The 24,079-nt window shown below is 48.3% G+C and carries 27 protein-coding genes and 2 pseudogenes; 14 read left to right on the plus strand and 15 right to left on the minus strand.

The features are described 5' to 3' along the window. The first annotated feature begins 55 nt into the window (after positions 1–55). A complete protein-coding gene (locus tag C1752_RS02380) occupies positions 56–880 on the plus strand; it encodes a WecB/TagA/CpsF family glycosyltransferase (RefSeq protein WP_110984556.1) in 825 nt (274 codons plus the stop codon). Positions 881–1,098: 218 nt separating this feature from the next. Here the strand turns inward: C1752_RS02380 and C1752_RS02385 are convergent. Next, positions 1,099–1,305, minus strand: a pseudogene (locus C1752_RS02385) (His/Gly/Thr/Pro-type tRNA ligase C-terminal domain-containing protein); the annotation flags it as partial. A 644-nt stretch (positions 1,306–1,949) separates the two neighbouring features. Between C1752_RS02385 and C1752_RS02390 the strand changes: the two are divergent. Genes C1752_RS02390 through C1752_RS02400 form a run of 3 tightly spaced genes read left to right on the plus strand, consistent with a single transcriptional unit; the run spans position 1,950 to position 4,990 of the window. Then, positions 1,950–4,349, plus strand: a complete 2,400-nt coding sequence (locus C1752_RS02390) for an NACHT C-terminal helical domain 2-containing protein (protein ID WP_110984436.1) — start codon at positions 1,950–1,952, stop codon at positions 4,347–4,349. A gap of 22 nt (positions 4,350–4,371) precedes the next feature. Continuing rightward, positions 4,372–4,662 carry a nucleotidyltransferase family protein gene (locus C1752_RS02395; RefSeq protein ID WP_110984437.1) on the plus strand — a complete coding sequence of 97 codons (291 nt, stop codon included), beginning with the start codon at positions 4,372–4,374 and terminating at the stop codon, positions 4,660–4,662. Then, complete coding sequence (locus C1752_RS02400; protein ID WP_110984438.1) at positions 4,652–4,990, plus strand: HepT-like ribonuclease domain-containing protein; 339 nt, start codon at positions 4,652–4,654, stop codon at positions 4,988–4,990. Before C1752_RS02395 ends, C1752_RS02400 begins: the two co-directional genes overlap by 11 nt. A 23-nt stretch (positions 4,991–5,013) precedes the next feature. On the opposite strand, the gene thrS is transcribed toward C1752_RS02400, so the two are convergent. Continuing rightward, positions 5,014–6,834, minus strand: a complete 1,821-nt coding sequence (thrS, locus tag C1752_RS02405; protein WP_110984439.1) for a threonine--tRNA ligase — start codon at positions 6,832–6,834, stop codon at positions 5,014–5,016. A 155-nt stretch (positions 6,835–6,989) separates the two neighbouring features. Here thrS and C1752_RS02410 point away from each other — a divergent pair, with 155 nt between their 5' ends. The 3 genes from C1752_RS02410 (at position 6,990) to C1752_RS02420 (ending at position 9,483) form a co-directional block, all read left to right on the plus strand. Continuing rightward, positions 6,990–7,733, plus strand: coding sequence for a hypothetical protein (locus C1752_RS02410; RefSeq protein WP_146242257.1), 744 nt, complete (start codon positions 6,990–6,992; stop codon positions 7,731–7,733). 22 nt (positions 7,734–7,755) lie between these two features. Continuing rightward, positions 7,756–8,691 carry a DUF1350 family protein gene (locus C1752_RS02415; protein ID WP_110984441.1) on the plus strand — a complete coding sequence of 312 codons (936 nt, stop codon included), beginning with the start codon at positions 7,756–7,758 and terminating at the stop codon, positions 8,689–8,691. A 78-nt stretch (positions 8,692–8,769) separates the two neighbouring features. Further along, on the plus strand, positions 8,770–9,483 hold the full coding sequence (locus C1752_RS02420; protein WP_110984442.1) for an HAD-IA family hydrolase: 714 nt from the start codon (positions 8,770–8,772) through the stop codon (positions 9,481–9,483). Here C1752_RS02420 and C1752_RS02425 read toward each other — a convergent pair. Continuing rightward, positions 9,470–9,667: a hypothetical protein gene (locus C1752_RS02425; RefSeq protein WP_110984443.1), complete on the minus strand. Its 198-nt coding sequence runs from the start codon at positions 9,665–9,667 to the stop codon at positions 9,470–9,472. The genes C1752_RS02420 and C1752_RS02425 overlap by 14 nt on opposite strands. A gap of 93 nt (positions 9,668–9,760) precedes the next feature. Between C1752_RS02425 and rppA the strand changes: the two genes are divergently transcribed. Next, positions 9,761–10,477 (plus strand): two-component system response regulator RppA, encoded by a 717-nt coding sequence (gene rppA, locus C1752_RS02430; RefSeq protein WP_110984444.1) that lies wholly within the window; start codon positions 9,761–9,763, stop codon positions 10,475–10,477. Between the two features lie 113 nt (positions 10,478–10,590). Here the strand turns inward: rppA and C1752_RS02435 are convergent, their stop codons facing one another. Further along, positions 10,591–10,995 carry a hypothetical protein gene (locus tag C1752_RS02435; RefSeq protein WP_146242258.1) on the minus strand — a complete coding sequence of 135 codons (405 nt, stop codon included), beginning with the start codon at positions 10,993–10,995 and terminating at the stop codon, positions 10,591–10,593. Between the two features lie 407 nt (positions 10,996–11,402). After that, complete coding sequence (locus C1752_RS02440) at positions 11,403–11,861, minus strand: PPC domain-containing DNA-binding protein (protein ID WP_488656247.1); 459 nt, start codon at positions 11,859–11,861, stop codon at positions 11,403–11,405. A 465-nt stretch (positions 11,862–12,326) separates the two neighbouring features. Here C1752_RS02440 and C1752_RS02445 point away from each other — a divergent pair, with 465 nt between their 5' ends. Further along, the gene (locus C1752_RS02445; protein WP_110984447.1) at positions 12,327–13,757 is read left to right on the plus strand and encodes a transporter; all 1,431 of its coding nucleotides are present in this window, start codon (positions 12,327–12,329) and stop codon (positions 13,755–13,757) included. Between the two features lie 17 nt (positions 13,758–13,774). On the opposite strand, the gene C1752_RS02450 is transcribed toward C1752_RS02445, so the two are convergent. Then, positions 13,775–14,428 carry a YqiA/YcfP family alpha/beta fold hydrolase gene (locus C1752_RS02450; protein WP_110984448.1) on the minus strand — a complete coding sequence of 218 codons (654 nt, stop codon included), beginning with the start codon at positions 14,426–14,428 and terminating at the stop codon, positions 13,775–13,777. Here C1752_RS02450 and C1752_RS02455 point away from each other — a divergent pair. Next, positions 14,427–15,422 carry a M14 family zinc carboxypeptidase gene (locus tag C1752_RS02455; protein ID WP_110984449.1) on the plus strand — a complete coding sequence of 332 codons (996 nt, stop codon included), beginning with the start codon at positions 14,427–14,429 and terminating at the stop codon, positions 15,420–15,422. The genes C1752_RS02450 and C1752_RS02455 overlap by 2 nt on opposite strands. Before the next feature lie 127 nt (positions 15,423–15,549). Continuing rightward, positions 15,550–16,386, plus strand: coding sequence for a prephenate/arogenate dehydrogenase (locus C1752_RS02460; RefSeq protein WP_110984450.1), 837 nt, complete (start codon positions 15,550–15,552; stop codon positions 16,384–16,386). Here C1752_RS02460 and thiO read toward each other — a convergent pair. Next, the gene (gene thiO, locus C1752_RS02465) at positions 16,379–17,485 is read right to left on the minus strand and encodes a glycine oxidase ThiO (RefSeq protein ID WP_110984451.1); all 1,107 of its coding nucleotides are present in this window, start codon (positions 17,483–17,485) and stop codon (positions 16,379–16,381) included. The genes C1752_RS02460 and thiO overlap by 8 nt on opposite strands. 90 nt (positions 17,486–17,575) lie before the next feature. On the opposite strand from thiO, the gene C1752_RS02470 reads away from it, so the two are divergent. Further along, the gene (locus C1752_RS02470; protein WP_110984452.1) at positions 17,576–18,172 is read left to right on the plus strand and encodes an L-threonylcarbamoyladenylate synthase; all 597 of its coding nucleotides are present in this window, start codon (positions 17,576–17,578) and stop codon (positions 18,170–18,172) included. Here the strand turns inward: C1752_RS02470 and C1752_RS02475 are convergent. After that, positions 18,095–18,559, minus strand: a complete 465-nt coding sequence (locus tag C1752_RS02475) for a DUF4359 domain-containing protein (protein WP_110984453.1) — start codon at positions 18,557–18,559, stop codon at positions 18,095–18,097. The genes C1752_RS02470 and C1752_RS02475 overlap by 78 nt on opposite strands. A gap of 89 nt (positions 18,560–18,648) precedes the next feature. Continuing rightward, positions 18,649–19,362: a DsbA family protein gene (locus C1752_RS02480; protein WP_110984557.1), complete on the minus strand. Its 714-nt coding sequence runs from the start codon at positions 19,360–19,362 to the stop codon at positions 18,649–18,651. Between the two features lie 134 nt (positions 19,363–19,496). On the opposite strand from C1752_RS02480, the gene C1752_RS02485 reads away from it, so the two are divergent. Then, a complete protein-coding gene (locus C1752_RS02485; protein WP_233501273.1) occupies positions 19,497–20,006 on the plus strand; it encodes a QcrA and Rieske domain-containing protein in 510 nt (169 codons plus the stop codon). Here the strand turns inward: C1752_RS02485 and C1752_RS30170 are convergent. From C1752_RS30170 to C1752_RS02515, 6 genes and pseudogenes are all read right to left on the minus strand, one after another. Continuing rightward, positions 19,996–20,205, minus strand: a pseudogene (locus C1752_RS30170) (hypothetical protein); the annotation flags it as partial. The gene C1752_RS02485 and the pseudogene C1752_RS30170 overlap by 11 nt on opposite strands. 54 nt (positions 20,206–20,259) lie before the next feature. After that, positions 20,260–20,499: a hypothetical protein gene (locus tag C1752_RS02495; protein WP_110984454.1), complete on the minus strand. Its 240-nt coding sequence runs from the start codon at positions 20,497–20,499 to the stop codon at positions 20,260–20,262. 134 nt (positions 20,500–20,633) lie between these two features. Beyond that, complete coding sequence (gene gnd, locus C1752_RS02500) at positions 20,634–22,064, minus strand: NADP-dependent phosphogluconate dehydrogenase (RefSeq protein ID WP_110984455.1); 1,431 nt, start codon at positions 22,062–22,064, stop codon at positions 20,634–20,636. A 106-nt stretch (positions 22,065–22,170) separates the two neighbouring features. Next, positions 22,171–22,362, minus strand: coding sequence for a hypothetical protein (locus C1752_RS02505; RefSeq protein ID WP_110984456.1), 192 nt, complete (start codon positions 22,360–22,362; stop codon positions 22,171–22,173). A gap of 199 nt (positions 22,363–22,561) precedes the next feature. Further along, on the minus strand, positions 22,562–22,864 hold the full coding sequence (locus tag C1752_RS02510; protein WP_110984457.1) for an HD domain-containing protein: 303 nt from the start codon (positions 22,862–22,864) through the stop codon (positions 22,562–22,564). After that, entirely contained in the window at positions 22,857–23,633 is a 777-nt protein-coding gene (locus tag C1752_RS02515) for a TIGR01548 family HAD-type hydrolase (protein WP_199464253.1), read from the minus strand. The genes C1752_RS02510 and C1752_RS02515 overlap by 8 nt, the downstream gene beginning before the upstream one ends. Positions 23,634–23,755: 122 nt before the next feature. Between C1752_RS02515 and C1752_RS02520 the strand changes: the two genes are divergently transcribed. Further along, entirely contained in the window at positions 23,756–24,055 is a 300-nt protein-coding gene (locus C1752_RS02520) for a 30S ribosomal protein PSRP-3 (RefSeq protein WP_110984459.1), read from the plus strand. Positions 24,056–24,079: the final 24 nt, after the last annotated feature.

Genomic DNA, 24,079 nt, shown 5'->3' on the forward strand with positions numbered 1-24,079 from the left:
TATGCTTGAGTCTAACGCTGCAACATTTGAGCTAAGCCGTTATTTTAATAGTCCGATGCTTCATCAACTAAAACATCAAGCTTTAGGAACAAAGGCAGGCACTTTGCCAAAGATCAACGTCATTGGTTCGCCCGTCACAGCTTTGCCCTTTGACGACCAGATGAAAGTGATTCTGCATTGGGCAAAGTCTCGCTTGAGTAAGACGGTCTGCGTTGCCAACACTCATATGCTGGTTGAAGCTTACCGACGCCCTAAATTTCGGGCAGTTTTAAGAAGATCTGATTTGGTCACACCGGATGGTATGCCTCTGGTCTGGATGATGAAGGTGATGGGGGCGCTCAGGCAAAACCGGGTGGCGGGGATGGATATTTTCTTGTCTCTTTGTGAGGCAGCACCACGTCAAGAGACCAGTATCTTTTTGTTAGGTTCTCAGTCCGCTGTACTTCGGCAGATGCAGATCAAGCTAGAGGATGAGTTCCCTGATTTGCAGATTGCGGGCATGGAACCTCTACCGTTTCGACCACTCACGACTCTAGAGGATGATGAGCTGATTCAACGCATCAATGCTAGTGGAGCAGGTCTCGTATTTTTGGCGCTCGGCTGTCCCAAACAAGAGGCGTGGATTGCTCAACATAAGGGCCGTATTCGGGCCGTCATGCTGGGCGTCGGCGGCGTATTTCCGGTCTATGCTGGCATCCAAAAAAGAGCGCCCCGCTGGATTCGTGAGTCTGGCTTAGAGTGGCTATATCGCTTAGTGCAGGAGCCAACGCGCCTATGGAAGCGCTATGGAACAACGATTCCTTTGTTTGTATACCTAGCACTGAAGCAGGCACTGCAGCATAAGGTTGCCAATGGATATCTAAAGCGATCGCAAGTCTAAGTAACTCCGCAACTGCAATGCATCATTAACGGCACGGACCTAGGCTCAATTATTCCTAATTTAAATCTAAAATCTGGTCGATTTCAGCTCATATTCCGTAAATTCACTCTGAATGAACGAGAAAGGTAGCGGTTAGGCTAACAAGGAATCATTTGGGTATTCATCCCCTCATCAAGATTTTGATGAGGGGGTTTTCTTGTATAGAGCCATCAGACAATTTAAAACGCAGAATAGGTTGCGATCGCATCTCCCAATTTCTCCAGCACTTCAGCAATGGGCGTCGCTCCCAGCTCGCCTGACACACGGGTCCGAATATTAAGGCTTTCGGCTTCAACTTCCTTATCACCAATCACCGACATCACCGGTATTTTCGCCTTCTCCGCATTGCGAATCTTTTTACCCAAGCGCTCACCGGAGGTATTCACCTGTGGTGTGTTTTGGTTGTTGCACACAACTTGGAAGGTTGTTTTAAAAGCCTTGCCAAATATAGGCTTCAGAGTACAGACATTTTCATAGTTTCAACGAGAATGCTGGATTTCAGCCTTATGATTGAACGCTAACCTTCCAAGTCGTGTGTTGCAGTCTGCTCTCGTAGGAAGATTGTCAGTATGAGCCTGGTATTTCTTTCCCCTCAAGCTTGCAGTGCAGAACGATCAAGCTCACGTTGGTGCTGTGATGCCTGCTCAGGAGTTGCAAGAAAAAGCTTTTGGGATAGGCAAAAGCGATAACGGCTCATGGATGGCTTATTTGAGCAGGTGGTGGAAGCAGATTTCCAAGATCTGAAAGAATAACCGAAGCAGACAAGGAAGAAGCGCATTGTCTGGGCTGAGTAAGGTTGCTAGAGTCAGCAGTATAAATTCGAGTAGTCCAAGAATAATGTCGAGCAGTAGGTAGAGCATGAGTCATCAGGATTCAAAACGACCCTTTGAGAATCGCTGATATGACGTAAACCCAGGGCTTCTGCACTGTACAACTTGTGTAAACGTACCGTAATAGTTTTGTACGAGATTAAGATATCTGGCTTTGAGAACGTTAAATTAAGTCTATTGGTGCTGATTGAAACAAAATCATGAACGATCTCAACCTTATCGCTACGCCTGAAGGAATTCGGCGGGCTGAGATTGCCCTGATAGAGATGCAGTTAACTAAGACCAAGTTGGCAGAGCGACTGGGATTAACTCGTCCACCAATAAGCAAGTTTTTCAATGGCAAGACGATTAGAAATGAGAACTTTGTGACGATTTGCAAGACATTAGGGCTTGACTGGCGGATCGTGTGCGGTCTGCAACAGATTGAGACAGTTACTGATCAAGCAGCTCAAGCTCCTAAAGATGAAGATTCACTTGAGAAGATTATTCAGAATATTCGAGATGATATTCGGCCAAGAATCACAAGAAATCACGGGAAAATAAAAGTTTTAAATCTTGAAAAGCCTATTGACTTAGATGATATCTATATCAGCATTAATATCCTGGAAAAGGTAACTAGACGTAAACAACTAGAATTCATCGAAATAATGAGGAGAAAGCCATACGACGAAGTCAATCTAACATACGAAAACGTCGAAGTTATGATTCGACAGCCAATATATCCTGATGATGTCGATCGTTTCAGTCGTGGCCCAATTAAGGAGAAACACGTACCAATTTTAGATGCAGTTAGAGATTACAAGAATCTATTAGTTCTGGGAAAGCCTGGATCTGGAAAAACAACTTTACTGAAGTATCTTGCAGTTCAGTGTATTAGAGCAGGAATTAAATCTCAATGCATTCCCATACTCATAACTTTAAAAGAATTTTCTGAAGCCAAGGGTCAGCCTAGCTTATTAGAATATATACGCCAAGATTTTCTAGATAAAGAGAGAAAATATCTCGAAAAGCTTCTAATCAACGGGAATATATTGATTCTATTAGATGGATTAGATGAGGTTTATGTTTCTGATATATCTAGAGTGACGACAGAGATAAAGAAATTCTCAGAAAAATACATCGAGAATAGTTGCATAGTTACCTGCCGTATTGCAGCAGAAGAACACAACCTAAACTTTATAGATATAGAAATTGATGATTTGGAAGATCCAGAGATTAAAGCTTTTGCCACGAAGTGGTTTTGCAGGAATAAGAGCAAAATCAATGCAGACGATTTTCTGAAGCAATTAAAGAGTAACTCGCAAATTCTAGAGCTTGCGAAAACTCCCAAACTATTAGCATTGCTATGCTTGATTTTTGAAGATCTAGGCAAATTCCCACATGATCGCTCAAGACTATACCGTGATGCTGTCAAAACCCTAGTTAAGCAAGAGAAAAGGGAAAAAAATGGCAGCACACTTTATACAGAGCTTTCAATAGGACAGAAAGAAAAATTATTTAGCTATATTGCCTACGTATCATTCGTGGAAGAAAAATATTTTTTTGACGTTGACTATGCAAAAAAAATAATTAAAAAATTCCTCATAGAATCATCTGTGCCAAATTTAGACAGACTAGATATCGATAGGTTTATGAATTATATCCAAGCTCAGAATGGGTTAATTGTAGAACGCGCACATGAAGTATATTCATTTTCCCATCTGACTTTTCATGAGTATTTTGTCTCAAGAGAAATCGTCGAAAGCACTCACAGAGAATTATTATTACTTAATCTATCTCGAAAAATCTTAGAGAGTCGTTGGAAAGAAGTTATTTTGCTCGTTTCTGAAATGATCCCAGAGATAGACACTTTTTTACTGAATATTAAGCATGTAATTGATAACTCAATATCAGAGGATCAGGATATACAGAAGTTTGTTAAATGGATATATAAAAGAGCAAGTCATGAAAGTGATTTATATAAGAAAGCAGCGATCCGGGCTTTCTACTGGGGAACGGTAGGTTATGGTTGCTGTTACGCAGAAGAAATAGCTCATGCTTTTGAACTAAATTATTCTAGTTTTTCTAATTTAGACAGCATACTGATCTTCTTACTGCTTCGTTCAAAAAGTTTAGATACTCAGGGCTTGTGGGATCTTTGGGCTGAAACTAACCTTTTCGATTATAACCGTGCTGCTTGGTCCAGGGAGTTAATTCAAGCTATTGATGTAGCCCTTTCACTTTTGTATGACCTTGATTATTCTGTATGGAGTGCTTTGCAAAAACTTAGAGAAAATCTAACTGAATTTGAATCGTCAGATAGCGATACAGTATGGGATGAGTGGTGGCAAAGCAATGGTTCGAGTTGGGTATCTAAATTGAATGTAGCTCTGACTTCATATCTTGAAGCTGATATCTATGGAATTCATAGTGGTTTTAATAATGCCCAAACAAATTCCATAATTAAATACTTGGAGGCTAATGCGATCCTTGTTGCTTGTTTAAAAAAATCGTCCGATACTAATTCTACAGTTCGAGAAGAAATTGAAAATACACTGCTGCTACCTATTATCGAGATTAAAAGCTATAAATCATTCAAGAAGAAAGATATAAAACAGTAAGCTCATTAAAATCTATAAAATCATGAGAAGAGAACAAGTCATTAACATCCTGAAGCAATATGAACAGAATATCAAGGACTTCGGCATTAGATCTGTTTCTGTTTTCGGTTCGGTAGCCCGCGATGAAGCTCATCTAGATAGTGATATTGATATCCTTGTTGACTTTTTAGAAGCACCTACCTTTGATCGCTATATGGATCTTAAGTTTTACCTCGAAGACTGCTTTGGACAAAGTGTTGACTTAGTGAGCTACAAAATGCTGAAGCCTCAAATTCGGCAAGCTGTCGAGAAGGAAGCCATTCGTGTCGCGTAGTGTTCAGCTTTACCTTGAAGATATTTGCGCAAGTTGCACTAAAGTACAGCGCTACACTCTAAATATGACTTTTGAAGGCTTTATAGAAGACGAACGGACTTATGATGCAGTTGTTCGCAACTTACAAATTATCGGCGAAGCCGTCAAGAAAATTCCTCCTGATATTCGCGAACAGTATCCAACCGTGGAGTGGAGGAAGATTGCTGGTCTTCGCGATATTTTAGCCCATGCCTACTTTAGTCTTGAAGACGAGACACTTTGGGATGTTGTGCTGAATAAAGTACCAGAACTATTCGAGCAAATTCAGCTCGTTATCCAAGAAAATTAAACAACAGATAATCTTGAGGTGATCTAAAACGCCGAATAGGTTGAGATCGCATCCCCCAGTTTCTCCAGCACTTCAGCCATCGGCATCGCCCCTAACTCACCCGACACTCGAGTCCGAATATTAAGGCTGTCGGCTTCCACCTCCTTGTCGCCAATCACCGACATCACCGGAATCTTCGCTTTCTCCGCATTACGGATCTTCTTGCCCAAGCGTTCGCCGGACGTATCCACCTGCGCTCGAATCCCCTGCGCCTGCATTTGCTCCACAGCTTTCTGAGCAAAGGGCAAGTGAACCTCACTCACCGTTAGCAAACGTACCTGCTCAGGCGCTAGCCACAGCGGAAAGTCCCCAGCATACTCTTCAATCAGAATGCCGATTAAACGCTCTAAAGAACCGAAAGGCGCACGATGAATCATGATCGGACGGCTGCGATCGCCCTCTGCATTCACGTACTCCAGCTCAAACCGCTCCGGTAGGTTATAGTCCACCTGCACGGTACCGAGCTGCCACTCGCGATCCAAAACATCCTGGAAGATAAAGTCCAGCTTGGGGCCGTAGAAAGCGGCTTCACCAATGCCCTCAAAGTAATCCATCCCCAGCGTTTCTACTGCGCGGCGGATCGCATTTTGAGACTTCTCCCAGGCTTCATCGGAGCCAATATATTTGTCTGACTCTGGATCTCGAAAGCTCAGTCGGGCCTTAAAGTTCTTAAGCTGCAGCTTATCGAACACCGACAGAATTAGATCAACGACTTTGAGAAATTCATCATCCAGCTGATCGGGCGTGACAAAGAGGTGCGAGTCATCAACGGTGAAGCCGCGCACTCTCGTGAGGCCGCCCAGCTCACCGGACTGCTCATAGCGATAGACCGTGCCGAATTCTGCCAGCCGAATCGGCAGATCTCGATAGGAACGCAGTTCATTTTTATAGATTTGAATGTGGAATGGGCAGTTCATGGGCTTCATGACAAAGCCATGTTCTGAGGCGCGATCCTCGTCGTTCTCGCTCATGAGCGGGAACATATCTTCTTGATAGTTTTGCCAGTGACCCGAGATTTTGAACAGGTCCACGCGGGCAATATGGGGCGTCACCACCGGGAGGTAGCCGCGTTTTGTTTGTTCGCCCTTGAGAAAGTCTTCGAGTTGCGATCGCAACACAGTCCCCTTCGGAGTCCACAGCGGTAGTCCTGCCCCCACTAAATCAGAAAAGATAAACAGCCCTAGCTCTTTACCCACCTTGCGGTGATCGCGGCGGGCTGCTTCTTCTTTACGCCGCTTGTGCTCGGTTAACTGCTCAGGTGTTTCCCAAGCTGTGCCATAGATGCGCTGCAGTTGAGCCTTGGTTTCATCACCTCTCCAGTAGGCTCCCGCTACACTTTCGAGAGCGATCGCCCTTGGGTTGAGATCGCCTGTACTTTCCACATGGGGACCGGCACACAAATCCCACCACTGATCGCCCAGATGATAGAGCGTGATCGGTTCCTGTAAATCAGCGAGGATTTCTAGTTTGTAAGGTTCCTCTAGAGCCTTGATGCGGGTCTCAGCTTCTTCGCGGCTCACCTCTTCTCGAATCACCGGCAGCTTCTTCTTGATGATCTTCACCATCTCTTTCTTGATCGCCTTGAGATCTTTTTCGGTAAAGGCTGCAGAGGTATCGAAGTCGTAGTAAAAACCATTCTCGATCCAGGGGCCAATCGTCACCTGCGTCCCGGGGAACAGCTTTTGCACCGCCATCGCCATCACGTGCGAGGTCGTATGGCGGATCTTTTTGAGATCGTCTGACTCACTGGTGCGAGGCAGATGGATTTTTTCAGGCTGTTGCTCGGTTTGCTCTGCAGCGGACATGGGCGGCGTCACTTAGACCTATCTCAGGGAACCGTTCTATCTTATCGAACCTGCTGAGCTTTATACCTACGAACATTTATCAGTACCTCCACCTGGGTGGAACAACTTAGAAAATTGTTTCAAGGCTGACGGGTCTCGCAGAGAATCATTGGCGTGTGTACAACTCAGCTCAACACCTTTCCCTTACTAATCCTGTCTCGATAAAGCCGGTATTGGATAAGCAATGTCCACAGCACAAAATCTTAGCCATGCGTTGCATATCTTCTGAACAACCAGAGCAATGTGTACTCGTACGTGATCGTCAATGGGAGTTTCATATGCTTATTTCCACATTTGAACTACTGCTCAAATCTCAATTACCTGAACCTCCTAAGGGTGTTCCAATCGATCCAAAACTAGAAAAGCTAGGAAGAAAGATAATCCAGGGTTATTTTCTCACATTAGCAAATACGAATAGTTTCAAGATCGAGCTAGAAGTCATCTTTACTCTTAAACTGCCAAAAGGATTAGGAATCGAAAAATTTATCACCTTTGTCGATCCTGTTGGAAACAGCAAAGATATGGCAGGAAGGATAGCTCCTATACAGAACGAAAAAGATCGCTATAAAACTGATAAGTTATCCCTAGCCTCGGGAGACACTATTCTTCTTATCTTGCAGCCTGATTTTATCAAGGATATGGATCTTCTTACTAAAGCTAACTTCGAGGCAAGAGGCTACGCAGAGCTGCGTCTTGCATCTGATAATACTCCTACAGGGAGGGCTGATGTTTTGGTCTCTGCCGAGCATCGAGGAACATTTTTCAGAAGTCTAGAAGACGGGAAAGATCTTGATATTGGTCAACTTTCCTACGGTTTAGCCGTGCAGAATAGTGGCCTTTTAACTCTCAAGACTCAGTAAAAACAAGCTCAGGGGAACTCTCATGCCTAACTTTCGCCCAATTTCTAATAGCTGGGTTGCACGACACCCCAGCCCTAAAGGGGTCATTCAATTTATTGGAGGAACACTGGTTGGGAGTTACCCTACTTGGTTCTATAAGAGCTTACTGCAGGATTTATTTGACCAGGAATATACAATCGTTGCCCTACCATTTCGCTTTACCTTTCGACACTGGTCGGTTGCCTTAAGCTTACTCAAAGAGCAGCAAGCAATACGTCAAGAACTCTGCAAAATCAGTCAATCTGCTGGAGTCTCTGATCAGACAATCGAGCTATATCAAGACCGGACCCAATATAGTTGGGTCGGCCACAGCTTAGGATGCAAGTATATTGCACTACTAGAATTGCTCATTGAGTGGCAACGCGATCCCCAACATCTCCAAAAATGCATCAATAAACTCACAGCAAATCCGGGTTCTCAGATCGCACAAATTAAGACAGGCTACCGCTCTTTGATTGAATCAGCGGCTCAAGCCGATGATCAACCTGTAGAGACAATTATCGATCAAGTTTCTATACTGCTGGCTCCAGTCATCAGTGACACGAAAGATGCGATTCCGCTTCCCTTTCTACCTCAACTTATTGATGGGCTTGGATTGGGGGCTACACCCACTCAAGAAGAGACCCTAAAACTGATTGGCGACAACAGCTTATTCAACCTCACTGGATTGATTGATTTTCAGGCCGATACTTGTGCAGGCAATCGTAACAGCAAAGACAAGAATCCAAAAACGGTACCTGCTCTACTTTCGATTCTGCAAGATAACAAACCGTTAACATCAAAAAACGTTCTTGCAGGAGGGCACGGTCGGCCTTGGTCGCCTAAAACAAAGGAGATTGCTGAAATTGTTGTCGCTCAAATTCAAACACTCCGTGCCAAAGCTGAAGCTAAAGAGGTACTCACTTCCTCGGCACCTTAGACTCACCCCCTTGTATTCCGTTACAATCGCCCAGGAATTCTCTAATAGTGAATAACTGTGCTCTCATCTCCCAGCTCAATGCCTCACACCATTTTTCTTGATGCCGTTGGTACGCTATTTGGCATCCGAGGGACCGTTGGTGAAATCTATGGTCGATTTGCTGCTGAGGCCGGAGTGCAGGTCAATGCACAACAACTCAATCAGGCTTTTATCGAGAGCTTCTTAGCCGCACCGCGAGCCGCATTCCCTGGAGTAAAGCCAGCAGAGATTCCGGCTCGTGAGTTTGCTTGGTGGCAGGCAGTCGCAGATCAAAGCTTTACGAAGGTGGGTGTCATTGATCAGTTTGCTAACTTTGATGATTTCTTCAAAGTTCTATTTGATCACTTTGCTAAGCCCGATCCCTGGATTGTTTATCCCGAAGTTCTGCAAACGCTGCAGCAGTGGAAGCGGCAGGGGATTGAGCTGGGCGTCATTTCTAATTTCGATACTCGGCTGCATTCCGTTCTAGACGTCCTAGGCTTGGCTCAGTTCTTCACGTCTGTGACGATCTCTACGGCGGTGGGAGCAGCAAAACCTCAGGCGGATATTTTTGAAGTTGCGATCGCAAAACACAAATGCAGCCCTGAACAAGCCATCCACATTGGCGATAGTTGGTCAGAAGACTATCAAGGGGCCAAAGCTGCGGGTCTGCAGGCCGTTTGGCTCTACCGTAAAGAAGACTCCATTGAGCCTGAGCGGTCATCGGCAGACAGCATCAAAAGTCTAGCGGAACTGCAGTTTAGCTCTGATTAGCCCGCCAAGCTAAAGCCACAGACATAATCACGGTAGGACTCAGCACAAGCGCCAAAGCCACGCTACTGGTTGCCGGAAGAGGCAGCAGCGGTCCCAGATACCTAATCGCCACTGAAATTACGGCTGACAGAACCAAAATCTTGACCAGAAAAATCCAAAGATTAGCGGTGGCGTTAGTCGTCATAATTTACGTTCTTGACTGAATCCCCCACAGGGGATCGGGACCGGGGCAGAAAACCCTAAAATCATTGTAGTCGCCTGGGCCGATCCGCAAACTATGCACATTCTGCTTGTCGATGATGAAGTAGAGCTGACGAAACCCCTCAGCCGCCTCCTGAAGCGGGAGGGCTATAGCGTTGAGATTGCCGATAATGGTGAGACGGCCCTAAAGCTGATCCAAGACCATGAACAGCAGGGCAGCCCTTACCAGCTACTCATTCTCGACTGGATGCTACCTCACCAGAGTGGTTTAGAGATTTGCCAGCAGTTGCGATCGCAAGCCATTACAACCCCAGTCCTGTTCTTGACTGCAAAAGATACCCTAGACGATCGCGTCCAGGGTCTTGATGCGGGGGCTGATGACTATCTCGTCAAACCCTTTGAGCTACGGGAACTCCTCGCTAGAGTGAGGGCACTGATCCGGCGCACCGAACAGCTAGCAAAATCCATTGAGGAAGACTCAACAACTCAGCGGATTGAGAGCGAAGGCTTAGAGCTAGATTTAGAGAGTCAGGTTGCCTATCGAGGGGGACTTGCGATCGCACTTTCAGATAAAGAAAGCCGGTTGCTGGCCTATCTAATGGAGCATCCCCAGCAGCTTTTGACCCATGAAGAGATCTACCAACAGCTCTGGCCTGCAGGAGAGACCCCCAACAGCAACGTCTTAGCCGCGCAAATCAGATTGCTGCGTCGCAAACTTGGAAGCCCTAAAGCCTCAGCCCTGATCCACACCATCTATGGCAAAGGATATTGGTTTAGCGCCGCAGCCCCCTAACGGATTAATAGCAACGATCATCGGCGAAAGCAAAAGCGGCAACAGAACCGAGTGCTGTTTATACTGAGCATCTCGTGCAGTGCTGGAGTCGTTAATATCTTAGTGATACAGCCTTATGAAGAGATAGACCGCCTCTTTCGGGGAGTATTTTTCTCTGCACCATTAAACCCTGCCGCTCCTTTACCCCGTGAAGGATACTTTCCTGTAACCGCCAAATAGCCAGAGGGCAGCCCCCAGACTAAAAAGCCCATCACTGCTCGAGTAAAATTTTGAGTTTGAAAACTATCAAACACATAAATAACGTAGGCGCTCAAAATCAATCCGCCAATAAGACGCAGAGTAACAGGATGACTTTTTGGGAAAAGACAAGCAACGGTGATAATCACATAAACCGCGGCCATTCCATAAAAAACCAAGGCTCCTGACGGTAAGCCACTGGGGTCAAGGGCTGTCAGAAAAAACATCAAGGCACAAACTAAGGATACGGCTGCGATTACAATGCGTGACCCGAGACTCATTACTCCCACTCCACCAATGATGAACCTTCTAGTGCTGCTCTGAAGCCTTCTAAACAAGTGTGCCCATCAATATGGACAAAAGCTCAGAGTCCTAATGGAGCTCCCAACCCTAACTCATTTTTTCTTTTAGTAAATAAAATCTGAATATTCTGCGTAAAAGCTAGAGTCTCTAGCGATAATTAGGTCAGGGGTACACTGCGACAGATGGATCTGCTGTGTCATCGGCAGATCCAGACATTTTGGAGAATGAACAATGTGGGAATCTTTTGTGACTCAGTTGTTCAGCTTTTGGGTTATTTGCTGCGCCTTTGGCTGCTATTTTTCCTTAGAAGTGCAGCAGGGCGATCGCTAAATCTTTCGACAAGCGATCAGCTTTCCCGAGATGCAGAACAGCTAAATTAAGACGATTATAGGTTCGTGGATATATCCAGTTCTCGAAAACCGGTGTCTGGATCGACTTGTCGCCGGAATCTGACTTCGGGCATCAAGGCAATCACTAACTCTAACGTTGTATAAACAAGACAGCCTTCAACAAGATGACCGCCTTTGCACTCGCCCTGTTGATTGGCAACCATCATATGTAAATGTACGCCGTCTACTCCTATCGTTCCTGATAGAGTCAAGACTTCGTGCTTACCGGGCAATTTTGTAGGCGTCTTGGCGTCAGCAAAACGCAAGTAGACGTGGGATAAACTGCCAACGGCACTCAATACGGTACCGGCACTGATTTTTTCTTGCTTTGCGATTTCAAGCAGCTCACGGCGAACATCTGCCCCAGGAGCAAGCCGCAACGCAACAGTTTCCAGAGAGGCTTGATTTCTTGCAAGGCAACTCACTCTCGGCGAATGTATCATTCTCTGCCTCATCAATAGGGCTTATCTGTGTGCAAGCATTTACGGCCTAAGGGTTGGTGACTACGAACAGAGCCGTTCAACAATCATTCTAGTCCTCTTGATCCTTGACAGAAAGAAAGGCCGCTTCCTCGGTCAGTCGTCGTACTACTATCTACTCTTTTTTTGAAATTTAGGCAGAGTTTCTCGCGTCACTCAGTTGCCAAAAACCTACTTTACAGATTTAATATTCTACGACAAGTCGTCGAACACTAAATACTTCATGATTCTCTTATGGAGAGGGGCTTATAGCCAGACAGAATTTCATTTTCTAGTCGCTTTCTTGATCTAAGTATTTAAGATTTAAGATTGTTTTTCGTTTGACGGTCAGTCATACAAAGCCGAGGAGAGAAGTCTTTCACTTATCATGACTTCATCGGTTTAGTGGTTCATTCTTTGAGACAAAATAACATTCGACTCAGCAGGTTCTTTCTAACATTAGTGAGTGGTGGTTTAATTACCCTAGTGTTTCCCAAATTGAGTTGGGCTGAAACACCGTCCTTTCCTCAGCCTCGCTCAACTTCACCAGAGCCGACGCTAACTTCTACAGCTGAGACGGTTACCTCAACAAGTCCTAACTCAGCCTCGCAGAATGTGCAGGATTTACAGCCAGCCAATCTAGAAGTGCGTTCGGTGGAGAATATCGCCGATGCTGCTCACCTCTTCGGCTCTGCTCCTCAAGCAATCAATCCTCAGATTCATGCTGAAGAAATCAATGCGATAGAGACTCCGGCAATATCTCCAGAGGTTAGCTTCTCGCCCCTAACAATGTCAGGGACGGAGCATCCCTTCAGTGACGCTTCATCAGAACGCCGACTTTCTGAAGTGTTGGCCGCAGGGTTCCAAAACGCAACCCTGCTAGCGGATGCCCCTAACGATCCGGAAGGAGACGAAGCCGGAACTCGCAGCAACAAATGGGATCCAGGCCGTCCTGACAGTCACGCTCCTATCGGGGTGATGGGCGACCATACCCACAGCAAAAGCGAAGTTATGCTGTCCTATCGCTATATGCGGATGGGGATGAGCGGGAATCTAGACGGCAGGAATAATCTCACTCCCGAGGAAGTTTTGGCCGACTTTCAGATCACTCCGCTCCGGATGACCACTGAGATGCATATGTTCGGGGCCATGTATGCGCCAACGGATGAGCTGACGCTGATGGTGATGGCTCCCTACGTGATCAAAAGCATGGATCACCTCACGCGGATGGGCACGAACTTTACTACTAACTCTGAAGGGTTTGGTGATATTCGTTTGTCGGGGCTATACAAAGTCTTTGATCGCAGTAATCAACGAATACATTTCAACGCTGGCATTAGCTTCCCGACTGGCTCCATTAGTGAGAAAGATGCAACGCCTGCTGGCCCAAATCAGGTCTTGCCCTACCCGATGCAGACCGGGTCTGGCACGTTTAATTTGATGCCTGGTATCACTTATCTCGGTCAAGCTGGCAGTTGGTCTTGGGGTGGTCAGGGAATGGGCACGATTCGTCTGGGCCGCAATGTCCAAGAGTACCGACTCGGGAACCAGCTTAGCTTGACCGCTTGGGGTGCCCGCAAATGGTCAAAGTCTATCAGTACATCATTACGGCTGAAGGGACGAATCTTAGGCAATAACGTCGGCGAAGATCCCCGTTTAGCGCCGGGGAACCTATTAGAGCCACCGCTGATTCCTACTATTGATCCAGAGTTGCGGGGTGGTTCTCGGGTTGATCTGAGTGTGGGACTCAATTTTCTTGCTCAAAAGGGATTTCTCAAGGGGCATCGCTTTGCTCTGGAAGCAGGACTGCCTATCTTCCAGTCTCTCTCTGGGCCTCAGCTTGAGAATGATTTTACGATTACGGTGGGCTGGCAAAAGGCTTTTAAGCCCTAGACATGGGAAGCCTTTGTCTAGCCGTTGCCCGACAGGTGGTTGTCATCCTTGATCAGGGGCTTCATCTCAGTCCAGATCTGTTCGAGGGCATCGGTCATGGCGTGGTCAGTTTCAAGGGGGATGAGTCTGGTTCCAGATCGCTGAACGGCATATTTCTCACTTGCGGTGATTGGAATCGTGGTGTCTTGGGTTCCATGCAGAATCAGGGTGGGGACAGGGCGCTGTAGCTCGTCATCTCGATAGGTTGAGAGGTCTTCAAAAAATCGGTAGCTCAGCGGCAAGGCTTGCTGAGCGCTGTGATGATAGACCGCTAAGGTTCCCTGCTCCTGCCACTGCTGCCGCTGAGCTTCGCCCAGAATCGGGAGCCAGTGATTGAGAAAGCCGAAGGCGGGAGCCAATAGAATAAGCTGCTGCACAGCAGGCTGTCGCTGAGCCACCCATGCTGCCGTTAGTCCGCCAAAGCTAGAGCCGATGATTGTCCAGGGGGTTGCTGTATCCAAAATCTGATGAACTTGCTGGATCTGGCGGGAAAGGGTCAGGTGTAAAAAATCATCCTGATTTAGGTCAGGGATCTGAAGGCTGAAGCCGAGGGATTGGATGCGATCACAAAGATATTGCGCTTTCTGAGACTGCGGCCCCGAAGCAAAGCCGTGCAAGTACAGATAATTCATGGGAACAGCCCAGAAAGGGTCAGTAAAGTCATATTGGCCTTTGAGATTGCTATCTTTAAGAAGCAAATGTGTTGGTGTTGCAATGGAGTGGACTGATCTAAAGCAACTTGATAACCTTATTTTGGGAACCAAAGCTCTAGGCACACAGATCGAAGAAATTGGTGTTTCAGGTGAGGGAAGATCACTCTATGGAGTGACAGTAGGCGATAAACCTGCTACCCGTACAATCGTTATCATTGCAGGCTGTCATGCTGATGAGATTATTGGCCCACTTGCTGCTGTATCTATGATTCAAGACCTGGTACGACAGCCTCTTCTAGGTGTGAAATTTAAGATCGTACCAGTTGTTGATCCAGATTTTCTACATCGAAACGCAGAAGCATTACCAGTAACCCCTACTTTGCACGATTTGCTCAGCGTGAATCAAAACCGTGATCTAGAAGGGCACTTTACTGACAAAACTTACCCTGAATGCGTCGCTATTCGTCAGTGGATTCAACGATCTGCTCAGATTGACGCTTACTTTTCCTTGCACTCAGCAGGTTTAATTTCGCCAGGACTGTTTTTCTACGTGGGCAGTGGTACTGAGACGCGCTGTGTTGGTCATGTAGCAGATTGCGTTGCTGCTGCGACGCCCGACTACATTCCACTCTTGACTCATGATCCGACCGGAGAAACTCAAACAGTTTTGTCTCCAGGATTTCTAGAAGTGGCTATTCCTAATGTCGAAGAGCTAGATCCAGAAAAGCCTAGCAATTCTCTTGCCTTCATCGCGCATCACTTTCAGCCTCAGTTCATTGGAGTCTCGGAGATACCCTTGGCCGTCTGTCCTGCGCTAAGTAACGTTTCACTATCTGAAATTGATCAATGCAATCGTCGATTCAGTCGGACAGGCCATATCGACCATGCATTTCAAGAAATTAGCTTGGATACCCAATTGTTCATCATAAAAACTTTTATTGAATCTGTTGCTCAGTATATCGTTACCGCATAAGCTCACGAATGGTCAGTCAATGTCATCTCTCTTGCTCGGGCGGAGGGCAGGGCTAGATCAGCTTCGGTCAATAGAAGCGTGTATAGAGTAGCTATTGCCCATGTCCCACGCCCCATTCTCTCCCTGTATGAAAATTGGCATTGTTGGTTTAGGTCTCATCGGTGGTTCCCTCGGACTTGATTTCCGTGCTCTAGGCCACCAGGTTTTAGGCGTCAGCCGGAAGCCTCAGACCTGTGAGCTGGCGCTGCAGCGGGGAGCGGTCGATCAAGCTAGCGACGATCTGTCGCTGTTGTCAACAGCAGACGTTGTTTTTATTTGTACACCGTTGGGATCGATGCGAAACGTTGTTGAGCGGCTTATTCCCTATTTATACACCGATGCTATTGTTACCGATGTTGGGTCGGTGAAAGCCTCTGTCGTCGATGCTCTTCATCCCCTATGGCCTCGTTTTTTAGGAGGCCATCCCATGTCTGGGACTGAGGCGGCAGGCATTGAAGCCGCGCAGTCAAACTTATTTCAGGGTAATTCCTATGTGCTGACACCCGTTGATGAAACACCAGCAGAGATTATCCCCATTGTTGAACCCCTTGTCCAAAGCCTCGGGGGAACGGTGTATAAATGTGCCCCCGCAGAACATGATCGCGCGGTGGCCTGGATTTCTCATTTACCTGCGATCGCAAGCACAACCCTGATCGCAGCCTGCCTCCAAGAGACTGACTCAGACGTGTTCAAACTCGCTCAAGATCTCGCCAGCTCGGGCTTCCGCGACACCAGCCGAGTCGGAGGCGGCAACCCCGAACTCACCCGCATGATGGCCGAACACAACCCGGATGCACTGCTGCAATCCTTAAGAGCCTATCGCCAGACCCTAGACCAGTTGACCCAGCTCATTGAGCAAGGCGACTGGGACACGCTAGAAGCCCAGTGCATCCAAACACAAAAGATTCGCCCTCAATTCATGTAGCCGTCGCGGTTAGAGCATCATGCTGACATCCCAAGGAGCCGAAGCGCTCCCAGCTAAAGGATTCCAGCAAAGGATCTGTCGTTTGCGTTAGAACCAATTCAGCAATCAGCGCAGCAGTAATTGGAGTGAGTAAAATGCCGTTGCGATAATGTCCGGTTGCAAGCACTAAATTCTCATAGGGACTCGCCCCTAGAATCGGCAGCTCATCCGGTGTCGTGGGTCGGAAGCCCCACCAAAATTCTTCCATCACGTAGTCGGCAAAACCCGGGAATAGACGAGTCGCCGCCGTCAAAAGCTGCTGAATACCCGCAGGGGTATTGTGGGGCGCGAAACCCACATCTTCACTCGTGGCCCCCACCACAATCTGGCCCCCCTGGCGCGGCACCAGGTAGATTTCGGAACCGAACAAGACCTGATTGAGCCGAACGGCATGGGGTTGTGCCTTGACAGAGAGCAACTGCCCCTTACGCGGAAAAACCGGTACCGGCAGCAGATCTGCAGACCAAGCCCCGGTAGTCAGCACATAGGTCTGGGCCTGCCAATCGCCAGCCGTTGTCTCAACCTGCGTAATCCGGTGGGCATCATGCTGAATCTTTTTCACCGTTATGCCATCAAAAAGCTGAACTCCAAGCTGCTGAGCTGCAGCATAGAGCACCTGCGCCAGCGCTCTGTTGTTCACCTGAGCATCATCTGGGAACCACCAGCCCCCTTTAACTTCAGCGCTTAACCCCGGCTGCCGCTGATTGAGGGTCTCGGGCTGCAGCCAGTCTGATGCATGGAGCGAGTGACCCGGCGGCGGCTCATACAAGGGAGATAAAATACCACAGGGCCAGTACCCGGCGTCTAAGCCAGTGAGTTCTTCTAACCCTTGAATCCAGTCGGGGTACATCGACCGGCTTTGCAAGCAAAGGTCTAGCATAGAGCTAGCAGCTAACCCCTCTGCTTGGGGGGCCAGCATCCCGGCGGCGGCATGAACGGCTGCTTCTTCAAAACTACGGCTAAGGACAGTCACCTGTCGGTCTTGACGGGCCAGCTCAATGGCTGTCGCTAACCCCATTGCACCGCCACCGATGATTAGAATATCTGCACTGGAGTTCATTCAGGCTGTGACGTATCTATCAAAATAAGGCATCACTTAATTCTATAGTGAATCTCCTGTCTCTCGTTGCTCTCCGATAAGGCTATCAACATGACTCAAGTATCCATCGCAGCGCTCGTTGCGGCCGCTCGCTCTGGTCGGTTGGTGAGTTTTCCCACCGATACGGTCCCGGCGTTGGCAGCCTGTCCCACCGCGACACACGCTATTTATGCTGCAAAACATCGTCCGGCGGATAAACCTCTAATTTTGATGGCTGCAACACCGGGCGAACTCTGGCCGTTTGTCCAAGGCAGTACAGAAGAACAACGGTGCTGGCAGCAGATGGCGGCTCGCTCTTGGCCAGGGGCCGTAACGCTGGTTCTACCCGCCAGCGATCGCATCCCGCCAGGACTTGGCTCTCAGGCTAGAACGATTGGTTTGAGAGTCCCCCAGTGGACCCTGACCCAAATTATTCTGCAGCAAACGGGCCCACTCGCCACCACCAGCGTCAATGAATCTAATCACCCTCCCCTGCTATCAGTGGCAGAAATACAAGACCAGTTTCCAGATGTGCTGCTGTCCCAGGACTGGCCGCTTCCGACAGTTCCTGAAGGGCAGCCCCCCATTCCCTCAACGGTCATGCAGTGGACGGGCGGTTCTGAGTGGAGCGTTCTCCGGCAGGGGGCGGCCAGAGTTGAGATTTTGTGATCCGGTAAAGGAGAGCACCACAAACTGATTGGCAATGCCCAAGACCTTCAAGGAATGTAGGGGCAGCTCCGTTGTATATAAGCTAAACAGCCAGAGATTCTGGCGCTGGGTGTTGTAAGTCACAAACTGCTGAATATCAGCAGCGCTGTCCACGGATAAGGTTTTGCAACTATTTCCCCACAGCTTTTCGAGTACATCAGATTGCTGCTGGTTGGCCTGACAAATATCACGCAGCAGCAAGTCCACTGTTTGCTGCGTTGCAAATTCGCTGTAGGCCGACTCACCAGGATTGGAAAGCACTAACAGCGCACTCATGCCCGTTACAACAACTGCACTGAGGTACTGAATGCTTTTAGTGGCTATGGCCGCCATAGAATCTGTCGCCATTTCACAGATGATATTTCATTAAGGCTGGAAATAAAGCTACACACCTTTACCCCATTTTAACGGTCACTCATGACTCTGAGTATCGGACTCTAGGTTGTTTTAAGCAGTTGTTCCATGACTGCAGGATTGAGGGGTAAATCTAGCACTTGACCGTCCAGTACAAAAAATGGGGTGCGGTCAATGCCGATCTGTTCTCCGAGTGTGACATCTGCTTGGATGGCGGCTGCGGCTGCAGGACTGTTGCGATCGCGATTAAATTGCTCCATTTTCAGCTCAAGCCGTTGGGCAATCTCGATATACAACGTTTCCCCAAGTTCTTCTTGCTGAGCGAACAGTGCATCATGGTACTCCCAGAATTTATTCTGCTGTTGGGCCGCCCACGAGGCTTGAGCTGCAGCTTGGGCTTGGTCATGAATCGTTGTGAGCGGGAAGTGCTTATAGACCAGGGTCACCTGCTCGGAATGCTCCTCGACAAACTGGCGGACTGCTGGAGCCGACATCGCGCAAAAGGGACATTCAAAGTCTGAGAACTCTAGCAGTAGCGCTTGATCTTGTGCGCCTTTAGTGGGGGATGCACCCGTCAGAACTTGAGGCTGGTTCGCCAGCTCTTTTAGAACCCCCTGCTGCTGTTGTCGCTGCGCCTGCCGTTTTTGCGCCTCATAGTTTTGAACTGATTCCAAGATCACTTCCGGGTGATCGCGGATAATTTGGAGAACCTGCTCTTCTAAAGAGGCCGCTGCCACCCCCAACGGATGAAAGGCAAACAGAAACAGCAAAGTAAGAATGATAGCGATTGTACGCAAGGGATTATTCTCCAAAACAGGATCAGGATAGATCAAACGCAAGCCGATCTGCAGGGGCAATCGATGCAGATTCTTCTGATCAATGATGCAGATATCCGTGCAAATTCAGTCTAAATCAATATTGATCAGGCATAATGACCCCAACTATCCAACAGATTGGAGAACATATCATGGACCGTCGAACGTTTATGTCTTGGGTTGGGTTAGGGTTCGTCGCCACGAGCTTGCCCGTTGCGATCGCAGCTTGCTCTTCTGACACAGCTGAATCCCCGACTGCGGATGCACCCGCCGATGCCCCACCACCGCCACCACCAGGAGCGCCCGCCCGGGAAGATGGTTTTGTTGAGGTCGGTACCGTTGCTGATCTAGACGCCAATGGTGCGATTGCAGATAAAGACTTTAGCGCCGGTCCTTTGTCTGTTTTTCGTGACCCTGCCAACAGTGAAGCGCTGATTGCGGTGAATGCCACCTGTGCCCACCAGGGCTGTGTCGCAGACTGGAGCAAAGATGCCAGTCTGCTCATCTGTCCCTGTCACGGTTCTAAATTCAATCCCGACGGCAGCATTGACACCGGCCCTGTCGAAAAGCCCCTTGATGTCTTTGAAGCCAAAATTGATGGAGAGGCTGTGTTAGTCAAGGCTTAACTTTAGATGAGGGGCGATTAGTATCGCCCCCAATCGATTCATCTGGAGGTGGATGTAGTCCAGCTTGAATCCAAAAGCGTCTTGCACTCTGAATAGAGTCATTCTCTGGATAGCGAGTATCGTTAAGATCAAGGCGGTTACAAGTCGCTCGCCCTATAGGAGAAAGCCCCTCAATCAAGATCCCGGCTGCCTCCCATAGCAGTATTCACATAGGTAGTTGGCTCTTTCTCGCACAAACTGCCAATCTATTTCATTAATCGGCATTCTGGGCCGCAGTCATCGCGTTAATGTGCGTAAAAATTCGGTCTAGTTCACCAATGGACTGGAGTTCTGTCTCTTCTTCCAAAGTCAATAGATCCGCCTTCCGTTTTTCTAAAAGCTTCTCCATCCGATCTTGCAAAGATTCGCTGAACTTGAACAGGTTCAAGTGCCCCACTTGTTCCATACGGATTTCATGGATAAGAGAAGACGGTTGAGTTAATACAGTAACCACATTGCCTCCTTGCTCCCGCAAATTATAACAATTGCCCTATTGCCTCCCCCGTCTGTGCTTAGAAGCAAACAGGATCGGGGGAAGGACAACATGAGCAAGAACAAATGGCTGATCAAGCCAGTGAAGCTTTAGATCTAGCCCCTGGGCGCTTCAGTAATGGTGGTCCATTCTGTGTGGAAGCTACCGTCTTTATCGACGCGCTCGTAGGTGTGGGCACCAAAGAAGTCGCGCTGAGCCTGCGTCAGGTTCTGAGGCAAATGCTCACGCCGATAGGAATCAAAGTAATCAAGGGAGGCGCTAAAGGCAGGCACCGGCACCCCGATCTTGGCAGCGGTTGCCATCACTTCTCGCCACGCTTCTTGGCGATCTAAAATCGTCTGCTTAAACTCAGGTGCAAGCAGCAGATTGGAGAGGTTCGGATCATCAGAGAACGCTTTCTTGATCTTGTCTAGAAAGCCCGCTCGAATAATGCAGCCGCCTTTCCAAATGCGGGAAATCTCGCCCAGATCGAGATTAAAGCCAAACTCCTTAGAAGCCGCGCCCATCAGCGCCATGCCCTGAGCGTAGGAGCAAATCTTAGAGCAGTACAGCGCATCCCGAACCTGATTGACAAAGGTCTGCTGATCGCCGTCATATTTCGCTGTGGGGCCTGACAGAATCTTCGAGGCTGCAATGCGCTCATCTTTGTAAGACGAAGCAATGCGCGCATTCACCGCTGCCGTAATGGTGGGAATGGGCACGCCCAGCTCTAGGGCGCTCATCACGGTCCAGCGGCCTGTGCCCTTTTGACCGGCTTTATCCATAATCACGTCCACCAATGGCTTTTTGGTGTCAGGATCAATGTAGGTGAAGATCTCGGTTGTGATTTCAATCAAGAATGAATTTAGCTCATCCGTCTTGTTCCAGTCGGCAAAGACATCGTGCAGCTGAGCCGCCGTCAGCCCCACAGATCGGAGTAAATCGTAGGCTTCAGCAATGAGCTGCATGTCGCCATATTCAATGCCGTTGTGAACCATCTTGACGTAGTGACCTGCGCCCCCTGGACCGATATAGGTCACACAGGGACCGTCATCAACTTGAGCAGCAATCTTGGTCAGAATCGGCTCAAGATCGGTATAGGCTTCTTGAGTACCACCCGGCATTAGACTGGGGCCATTAAGTGCTCCTTCTTCGCCACCGCTGACGCCCATGCCAATAAACCGTAGGCCGTCTGCCTCTAACTCTTTGGTGCGACGAACCGTATCTTCGTAGAGAGAGTTACCGCCGTCAATGAGGGCATCGCCAGGCGAAAGCAGGGGCTTGAGCTGTTGAATAACGGCATCAACCGGGCCACCGGCTTTGACCATGATTACAATTCGGCGAGGCTGCGCGAGGGATTCCACCAATTCTTCTGGGGAATAGGTGGGCTTGATATTTCGACCCGCAGCGCGCTCTTTCATAAACTCGTCGGTCCGAGAGGCGGTGCGGTTGTACACGGCGACGGGGAAGCCATTGCGTTCCACGTTGAGAGCGAGATTTTCACCCATCACGGCAAGGCCGATCAGACCAAATTGTTGCTGAGACATCGGTGGACTTCCTTCGGAACACGTTCGCCTTCAGCCTAGCTTGATCCCCTTGGTGGCTGATGGGTGTGAGATTAAAACACTCTTGAGATTTCCTGAAATATTGCGGCTAAGGCTCTTTAAGTGCCTGCTTAAGCTGCGGTAGAGTTCTGTCGTATTTTTGTAATCTTGCTCGATCCTGAACCGTGGGTGCTGCAATGCGGCTGAGATCCATGTTGTCTGTCATATCGACAATTTTGACGCGTAGCGCCATCTGATTGGCAATCACGCGCTGTAAGTAGTCGTCCCTGAAAAACCTCATTAGCCCATATATCACCAGCCTTTCAGGCACTAAAATGTGGATCTAAATTGCAAGTAAATTCGCTGCCCCTTGCAAAAACTGGTGAAATGGCGCTTTTCTTAATTGCTTGAAGCCCCCAATCCATGTGTTTGCACAAATCTATGTGCTCCAAATCGGGTCTCCAGAAGCTCTGATATACAGGGGCCGCAGCAAAATACCTTCAAAATGCAAGGGGTTTTTCAGGGACGACTAAGTAGGTTTCGTAGGCTTCAGCTTCTCGTTTCGTGATCGCATCAATGGCCGCAACGATGCGATCAGGGAAGCCGGCCCGTCGTAGCTCAGTCAACGTTAATTCAGAGTCTTCTACAGCATCGTGGAGAACGCCCACAATTTTGTCAGGGGTTGTGGACAATTGCTGCATGACTCTTAAGGGATGGCTGATATAAGGCTGTCCGGCTTTATCAACTTGACCTGCGTGGGCTTGGTGGGCGAGGTTAATAGCCGTCTGCAACAGATCAACCATGATCGAAGGACTGCATCAGCTCAGGCGTGAGGTCTTGAACGTTATTGAGAGTTGCGATCGCACCCACTTCCTTCAACTTCTGCGCATACTCTGGCGAATCTTGAGCATGGGGCGGCAGCACACCTACACCGATCCAGTTGATGTTGGGATATTGCGATCGCGCATTAATCACCGTTTGAATATCTGCCACCGTGTCGCCCACATAAAAAACAGTCAGTGACAGATTAGAATCCTGCCCCTCTCGCAGAGTCTCGACAGTCGCCATCAGCCCTGTAGGATCGGGTTTGCCGGGAGCATCCTCCATTGCCACCAGTACCGGAGACTCTAGCTCTAGCCGATGCTCTAAAACATAGGAAGCAGAACCACGCGTCGCTCCACTAAAAAAACCCCAGGCAATATTCGCTTGCGTGAGCTGTTCTAAATAGGCACGGGTCATGAGCAGCGGTTCATTTTGGATGTAGCCGGAGAAATCCTGCCCCCGATAGCGGCTTTGAAAAAAATCAACCAGGGCAGAGTAGTCAATCGTGGGTCGCTCTAAATTTTGGGCTTTGCAAAAACGATAAACTAGCTCTTCAGAAGCCTTCCAGTCATTGTTCCAGCAGCCTTCTGCCTTGAGTGCATCAATCTCTGCCATCGTGGGCCGGTACTGACCTTGGGTAAATTGTTCGACGGTGTCAGCCAATGCTCGCCGATAGGAGCCTGCAACATCGCGCACAACACCATCAATATCAAAAACGACCATTAGTGCCCGAGATTGAGAATCCTGCATGTTAATGATTAAGAACAGATCGCCATCATGCTACATCACTGACGTTTTCTCGTAGTCGAGACACCCTGAATGCGTTAAAATTGATGTCGTTCAATACGCAGTTTTAAGTTCTGGAGGTTTGATTGGCCAAGTTTATTTTAAAGGCACTGTGGCTCGACGATAACGTTGCCCTCGCCGTGGATCAAGTTGTAGGCAACGGCAGCAGCCCCTTGACCTCTTATTTTTTCTGGCCTCGTGCTGATGCTTGGGAAGAGCTGAAGACAGAAATGGAAAAAAAGAGCTGGATCAACGAAGTCGATAGAGTCGAACTGTTGAACCAAGCGACAGAAGTGATTAACTACTGGCAAGAAGAAGGCCGCCGCCGTCCGCTGGAAGAAGCTCAGGGTAGGTTCCCTGACGTTATGTTCACCGGTACAACCTAAGGGTTGAGAGTCTTAACCTAGGTC

Source organism: Acaryochloris thomasi RCC1774 (assembly GCF_003231495.1).
Lineage (GTDB): Bacteria > Cyanobacteriota > Cyanobacteriia > Thermosynechococcales > Thermosynechococcaceae > RCC1774.